Origin of the sequence: Kitasatospora sp. NPDC127035 (genome assembly GCF_042726075.1) — a bacterium.
GTDB lineage: Bacteria > Actinomycetota > Actinomycetes > Streptomycetales > Streptomycetaceae > Kitasatospora.
In genome coordinates this window covers 224,442-230,734 of the sequence record NZ_JBHXDN010000002.1, presented here as the reverse complement: position 1 = coordinate 230,734, position 6,293 = coordinate 224,442, and the positions used below count along the sequence as shown (strand labels likewise).

Sequence of the window (6,293 nt, the reverse complement as noted above, 5' to 3'; positions counted from 1 at the left end):
CGCCCCGCGGGGGGCCGGGCGGGCCCCCGCCCCCCCCCCCCCCCGCGCCCCCCCCCCCCCGGGCGGGGGGGGGGGGGGGCGCGCGGGGGCCCCCGCGGGCCCCCCGGCCGGGTGGGTCAGTGCAGGCCGGTGGTGCAGGCACCGCAGGTGCTTCCGCAGCCGTCGTCGGTGAGGGTCTGCAGGCCGGCCGCGTCGGTCGTCTCGACGGTGCTGACGTCGAGGTCGAACTCGTCGCCGTCGATGACCGGAACGGTCGGGTTCTGGGCCGCGATCTTTTGAGCCATGGTGTGTTCCTCCTGTGGGGTTTCCGTTGCGGGACGTGGTGGCGGGGTGCGGGGTGCGTCACCAGGAGCCGGTGGGGCCGGACGCGCCGGGGCCGGGGGACGGTGCCCTGCGGTCGTCGGGAGGCTGGGCCCGCGACGCTCGGCGGAAGGTGGCGCTGGCAGTTGGCTGCCAGGGTGCGTGGCAACTTCACTGGGGGGCGGGGCTACGAGCGCGGGTCCTCGGCTCTACCCGGCGCGGCCGGCAGGGCCCGGTCTTCGTCTGACGCGGTACTCCGCGATTCCTGGCCGGCCGGGCCGGGGGCGGAGCAGGGGGCCGGGAACCCGGCGTCCAAGGCGAGATCGGGGTGCGGTTCCCCGAGCGCGCGAAGCAGCAACCGTTCCCCGGCGAAGGCGGTGCGTCCGTGCAGAACGCGGTGATTGTCCAGCACGAGCCCCTGCCCGCAGGCAAGGCGCAGGTGGGTGGTGTTCCGCTCGACGGCGCGGCCGAGGGCCGGCAGGTGTGCTTCGGCCTCCGGGGAGAATCGGGCGAGGGTGTCCCGGCGCAGCCGCAGGCGCCATCGTCCGACGGGCAGGTGTTCCAGCACCGGGGCGAAGTGGCCGTCCGCCCCGCCGAAGTACGCGGCCCGCGGCGCCGAAAAGGCCTCCAGCGCGGACGGGTGGATGCCGCCCAGCTCGGCGATGACGGCTCGGCCGTCCACCACCAGGCTCTCGCCGCCCGAGTCGGCCGACCGACCGCAGGCCAGCAGCAGTAGCCTGGGTGGGTGCGGCAGTTGGGCGCACTCGGTGTGCAGCGCGAGGTCACCGCGCCCGAGGCCCCCGAAGCCGGCGATGCCCTCGTGCCGGCCGGTGTCGCGGATCACGGTCAGACCGTCCGGATCGGCGTCGCGGTGCTGCCACCGTGTGGACATCAGCAGCGCAGCGGCGTCGAGCACATCGCCGCGTCCGCCGAGCCGTCCCAGCCGCACGAGGCCGTGTTCGCGAAGCACGTCCGCAGCACGGTGCAGTGCCCCGTCGCTCAGGGAGGCGGGGGTGAACTCTTCGTCCGCGCCAGGAACGGCGGTGTGGGAAGGCGACATGGAGGATCCCCCTCGTGAGAACCGGCGGATGGGAGAGGACACACTCTCCCGGGCGCACCGGCCCGGAGTGAAGTGACGGATTGTCAAAGGGCTCATCACCGGGAGTCGGAAGCCTTCGACAGTGGCCGGCTGCTACGTTCGACAGGCCCGTGCCCTTCCGTAAGCCGTGGAAGAAGAGATGACCGGACAGACAGACAAGCCCTATGTGCCAGCGACCTTCCCGATCTCGGTCAAGGGCGTCGTCCTCGACCCGCAGGGACGGGTGCTGCTTCTGAAGAACGAGCGGGCCGAGTGGGAACTGCCCGGCGGAAAGCTGGAGGGCAACGAGACGCCCCAGGACCGGGTGGAGACCGAGATCCGAGAGGAGAGCGGCTGGAGGGCCGCTGCGGGCACGCTGCTGGACACCTGGATGTACGAGCCGATCCCCGGCCGGCTCGTGTTCATCGTCACCTACGGTTGCACCGCCGCCGACGCGCACCGGCCGCCGGTGGTCAGCCACGAGCACAAGGAAGCCGCGCTCTTCCACCGCGACGAGGTGCCCGACCTGGTCATGCCGCAGGGCTACAAGGACTCCATCGCGCGTTGGTACGAACTGCAGGGCCAGGCCTGACCGGTGGCCCGTCCCGACCCGCACGGCGGCATCCGCTGGCACTGGACGACCCCCCGGGCCCAGGACATCCTGCGCCGCCGCAGGCTGCCCGAGATCCTTGCCTTCCACCGACAGCTGAACCGGCTCCCGCAGGAGGAGCTCGGCACGCTTCTCGGCTACTCCACCTCCTACATTTCTCGTGTGGAGACCGGAAGCCGCACCATCACCGACATCGGCGCGCTACGGCACATCGCCGAACGCCTCGGCCTGCCACCCCACGTCCTCGGCATCACCGACGACGCCGACGGAGACCACCACGCCATGATCCAGTTCGGCGAGAGCGTCCTGCGGCTGGCCGAGATCGCCCGCCAGACCGGTCAGGCCGCAGCAGCCGTCGACGAACTCTGGCCCCTCGTCTCCCGCCTCGAAGCCAGAGCCGCCGACGGCCACACCGACACCGATGTCCTGCGCCTGCTCGCCCGCGCCCGCGTCGGACTCGGCGTCGCCCTCGGGCACGTCCTGCCCGAGGAACGCCTCGCCACCGCCGCACGCTGGACCGGCAAAGGCGTTGCCATCGCCCGCCGTCTCGATGACCGAGCCCTGCACGCCCACGCCCTGCGCCACCACGGCAACGAACTGCGAAAGGCAGGCCTGCATCACGCCGCACTGGAGCGTCTCACCCGAGCCCGCGATCTCTCTCGCACCCCCGACGACCGTGCCGCCGCCGTCATCCTCCTCGCCCGCGCGGCCGGAACGGTCGGCGCCATGACGGTCTTCGACGAAGCCGTCGCGGAGAGCTGCCGTTTGCTGGACACCGTAGGCGTGACCCCACTGTTCTCCGAGTTCACCCTCCACGAGGTGCGACTGCGCGGGCTCGCCGCCACCGGCCGCGTTCCGGGCGCCGTCGAGCTCCTGGAACGCGCACCCGCACCGGGGTTCGGGATCAGCCCGCAGTGGCGCGTCATCTCTGCGATCACCGCCGGCGAGATCCTGCTGCGCCGGGGCGACCGGGAGGCGGCGGGCGAGCAGATGCGCGCGGCCCTGCAGGGGGCGGAACTCCACCGCCTGCCCCACCAGGTTCAGCGTGTGATGCGCGCAAGCGACGGACTTCCGGACGTCCGCGATCAGGCGACGGGCACCCTCGCCCGGCTCCGGGCGGACATAGCGGCCTGACCGGGAAGCCGCCTGCAGCATCATCGCGGCGCATCCCGGCGACTTCGGGAGGGGCGATGGGGACTACCGACTGCGGGCCTGCCCGGTGTGGCGATGACGCCGTGCCGGGTCGGGCGTGACGACGCCCTGGGAAGAGCCCCCCGGCGCAGGCCGGGGGGCTCTGGATACAAGGAAGTCGTCAGCTCTCCAGGCAGTAGGTCAGGGCCACTGGTGCGTGGTCGGACCGGCGTTCGGCGTGGGTGTCGCTGCCTGGGCCCGGGCCTTGACGGCCAGGGCCCAGGCGGCGACCTGGAGGCCGGGTGGCGGAACGATGCCTTTTGTCAACATCCGTACCATCGTGGGTGCGAAGGGGCGGCGGTGGTCAGGGGGATGGCCGCTTCCGGAAGGCGGACGGCGTGGCCGGCGTCGCCGAGGGCGGTGCGGGTGTGGGAATTCCGGAGGAGAAGCTCGCCGAGGCGGGGTGGCGGGGGTTGCGGTGGGCCGGAGCCGGGCCGTGTCGGAGTGGGCGGGAATCCCTTTGGGTGCGGGCCCGTTCGAGTGACGCCCGGGGATTCCGCGCCGGCAAACAGGACGGTTCCGCCACGAACAGGTGGAAAGTCGTCGCGTAGCCGACCGGCTCGGCGGAATGTGTGCACTTCCCCGGCGCGCCACTCGGGTCGGCCTTGCCGGACTTTCCCAACCATCAACCTGCACAGGGCTCTTGACCGGGCCGATGCTGACTCGGCGCGACCGCCACTGCGGGCACGGGCATTCGGCCAGCCTGGCGAGAAGAGATCTCTTCCGTGCTTTCCGGATTCCTTACTACGATGCGCTGAGTCGCGCCCGCCATCCCGGTGGGCCCACGCACGAGGTATCGAGGCACCATGGCGGACGACCACGTACCAACGGCTACACCGCGCTATCTCTCGATTCTCGACGAAGCCGGCCGGATCGCGTCCGAACTCGGGCACGGATACGTCGGAGTCGAGCATCTCTTCCTGGCGATCCTGGCGGACCCGCAGGCGGTTCCCACCCAGGTCCTGACGAATTTCGTCCCCCCGGAGCAGGTGACGGCCGCCCTCCATGACCTCCTGTCCTCACCCGGCTACAACACGCCGACCCGGAACGTGGTGTTCCCGCCCGAGTAGCCGGCGGTGAAAAGGCGGGCACGACCACCGGGCCTGCGTGCGGCAACGCCTCACGCACGTCAACCGCTCATCGGGAAAGGACAATCGTGTCAGTATCTCGATCCATCCGCTCCGCTCTGACGGCCTTCGCGCTGGCCGTGGTGACCCTGTTCGCCGTCCAGGGGGTCGCCGCCGCGGCCCCCGGGGCCCCATCGGCGAAGACCGTCGCCGTACAGGCTCCCGTGGCCGGTCCGCAGATCCAGGAAGGCACCGCGGCCCTGCTCGGGACGTCCTGGTGCCGGATCGGCTCGGTGGTCTACGAGTGCTCCTCCATGCCGGAGTGCACCCCGGCCAAGGACGGTCGGACCTACAGCGACCAGTACGGCAACGACTGGCGCTGCGGCCTCTACAACGGTTACTGGGCCTGGTCCGCCCAGCAGGGCTGCATCGCACCCGCCGAGATCGCGACGGGCTCGGCCCAGCCGGGCCTGACGCCCGCTCGGTCGGCGGCAACCGGGCGCGAGTCACTGCTCTGCTGAGCCGCCCGGCACCGTAGCGGACCGCGCCGCCACCGAGCGGGACGGTCCGTGGTGCAGGCCCGGTCCCCGGCACACATCGTCGTCCGGGGCGCGTCGGCACGGCCGGCCGACGCGCCCCGGACGCATCACGACCACACGCCCCGACCACACGCCCCGACCACCCACACCCCGGCCACGCGATCAGGCGCAGGAGACATGAAACCGCTCATCGACCGCCGACGGCTCGTCCTCTCCGGGCTCGCGGGCGGGGCCCTGGCCCCGCTCGCCGGAGTCCGGGCGTCCGCCGCGAGCCCGGCACCGCCCGAGGTCTCGACCCCGCCCCGCAGCTTCGCGCCGGGCGACTGGAACTCCGTTCGTGACCAGTTCCGGCTCTCCCGCGCCTACGCGCAGTTCGCGGCCTTCACGTTCGCCGCCCATCCGGCCGGTGTGCGCGCCGCCATCGCGACGCACCGGACCAAGCTGGACGAGGACCCGAGCCGCTACCACCGGGAGAACGCGGACCGCGAACTGGCCGCGCGTGTGGCCGCCGCCGACTACCTGGGTGTCCGCCCCCTGGAGGTGGCGCTGACCGACAGCACCACCATGGGGCTGGCGATCCTCTACCAGGGGCTGCGGCTCCGGCCCGGGGACGAGATCCTCACCACCCGGCACGACTTCCACTCCACCTATGAGGCCCTGCGCCAGCGCGCCCTGCTGACCGGCGCCGCAGTGCGCCGGGTGAGCCTCTACGACGACCCGGCCGGTGTCTCGTCCGACCAGTTGACGGGACGCCTGCTGGCGGCCGTGACCCCGCGCACCAGGGTCCTCGCGCTGACCTGGGTCCACTCCGGCACGGGCGTCATGCTCCCGATCCGGATGATCACCGACGCGGTGGCGGGGATCAACGCGCGCCGGGACGCGGCCGACCGCATCGTCGTCTGCGTCGACGGCGTCCACGGTTTCGGCGCGGACGACACCGCCGTGGCGGACCTCGGCTGCGACTTCTTCGCCACCGGCACCCACAAGTGGCTGTACGGGCCGCGCGGCACGGGCATCCTCTGGGGGCGCGAGGACGCCTGGCCCCTCGTCCAGCCGATCATCCCGAGCTTCGGCTGGATACGCGAGGACCCGCCGCCGGTCGTCGACCCCGGCCTGATGGCCACCCCGGGCGGCTTCCACACCTTCGAGCACCGCTGGGCCCTCCCGGAGGCGTTCGCCTTCCACGCCTCCGTCGGCCGGGACCGGATCGCGAACCGCATCCGCACCCAGTCCCGGCAGCTCAAGGAAGGACTGGCCGCGATCCCCGGCGTCCGCGTCGCCACGCCCCACGACGACGCACTCTCCTGCGGCATCGTCTGCTTCTCCGTCGCCGACCGGACACCCCGGCAGGTGGTCAACCGCCTGGAGTCCGACCACCGCGTACTCGCCGACGTCACCCCGTACGGCGGCACCCTGGTCCGCCTCGGCCCCAGCCTGGTGACCGACCCGCAGGAGGTGGACAGGGCCGTCCGCGCAGTGGCAGCGATCACCCGCCACTGAGCCGACCA

The 6,293-nt window shown here is 72.4% G+C and carries 8 protein-coding genes; 5 read left to right on the top strand and 3 right to left on the bottom strand.

Annotated elements, in window-relative coordinates; translation table 11 throughout:
- Positions 1-116: 116 nt before the first annotated feature.
- Both ACFWIC_RS01995 and ACFWIC_RS01990 read right to left on the bottom strand, forming a co-directional pair.
- Complete coding sequence (locus ACFWIC_RS01995; RefSeq protein ID WP_380514980.1) at positions 117-284, bottom strand: FxLD family lanthipeptide; 168 nt, start codon at positions 282-284, stop codon at positions 117-119.
- Positions 285-487: 203 nt separating this feature from the next.
- The gene (locus tag ACFWIC_RS01990) at positions 488-1,360 is read right to left on the bottom strand and encodes a TauD/TfdA family dioxygenase (protein ID WP_380514978.1); all 873 of its coding nucleotides are present in this window, start codon (positions 1,358-1,360) and stop codon (positions 488-490) included.
- A gap of 178 nt (positions 1,361-1,538) precedes the next feature.
- On the opposite strand from ACFWIC_RS01990, the gene ACFWIC_RS01985 reads away from it, so the two are divergent.
- Together ACFWIC_RS01985 and ACFWIC_RS01980 are read left to right on the top strand one after the other, a co-directional pair.
- Entirely contained in the window at positions 1,539-1,970 is a 432-nt protein-coding gene (locus tag ACFWIC_RS01985) for an NUDIX domain-containing protein (protein WP_380514975.1), read from the top strand.
- A gap of 3 nt (positions 1,971-1,973) precedes the next feature.
- Positions 1,974-3,122 (top strand): helix-turn-helix domain-containing protein, encoded by a 1,149-nt coding sequence (locus tag ACFWIC_RS01980; protein ID WP_380514972.1) that lies wholly within the window; start codon positions 1,974-1,976, stop codon positions 3,120-3,122.
- Positions 3,123-3,320: 198 nt separating this feature from the next.
- Here ACFWIC_RS01980 and ACFWIC_RS01975 read toward each other — a convergent pair whose 3' ends face one another.
- Positions 3,321-3,449 (bottom strand): hypothetical protein, encoded by a 129-nt coding sequence (locus tag ACFWIC_RS01975; RefSeq protein ID WP_380514969.1) that lies wholly within the window; start codon positions 3,447-3,449, stop codon positions 3,321-3,323.
- Between the two features lie 536 nt (positions 3,450-3,985).
- Between ACFWIC_RS01975 and ACFWIC_RS01970 the strand changes: the two genes are divergently transcribed.
- From ACFWIC_RS01970 to ACFWIC_RS01960, 3 genes are all read left to right on the top strand, one after another.
- On the top strand, positions 3,986-4,249 hold the full coding sequence (locus ACFWIC_RS01970) for a Clp protease N-terminal domain-containing protein (RefSeq protein ID WP_329881651.1): 264 nt from the start codon (positions 3,986-3,988) through the stop codon (positions 4,247-4,249).
- A gap of 86 nt (positions 4,250-4,335) precedes the next feature.
- Positions 4,336-4,767, top strand: coding sequence for a hypothetical protein (locus tag ACFWIC_RS01965; RefSeq protein WP_380514966.1), 432 nt, complete (start codon positions 4,336-4,338; stop codon positions 4,765-4,767).
- A gap of 195 nt (positions 4,768-4,962) precedes the next feature.
- Complete coding sequence (locus ACFWIC_RS01960; protein WP_380514963.1) at positions 4,963-6,285, top strand: aminotransferase class V-fold PLP-dependent enzyme; 1,323 nt, start codon at positions 4,963-4,965, stop codon at positions 6,283-6,285.
- Positions 6,286-6,293 lie beyond the last annotated feature (8 nt).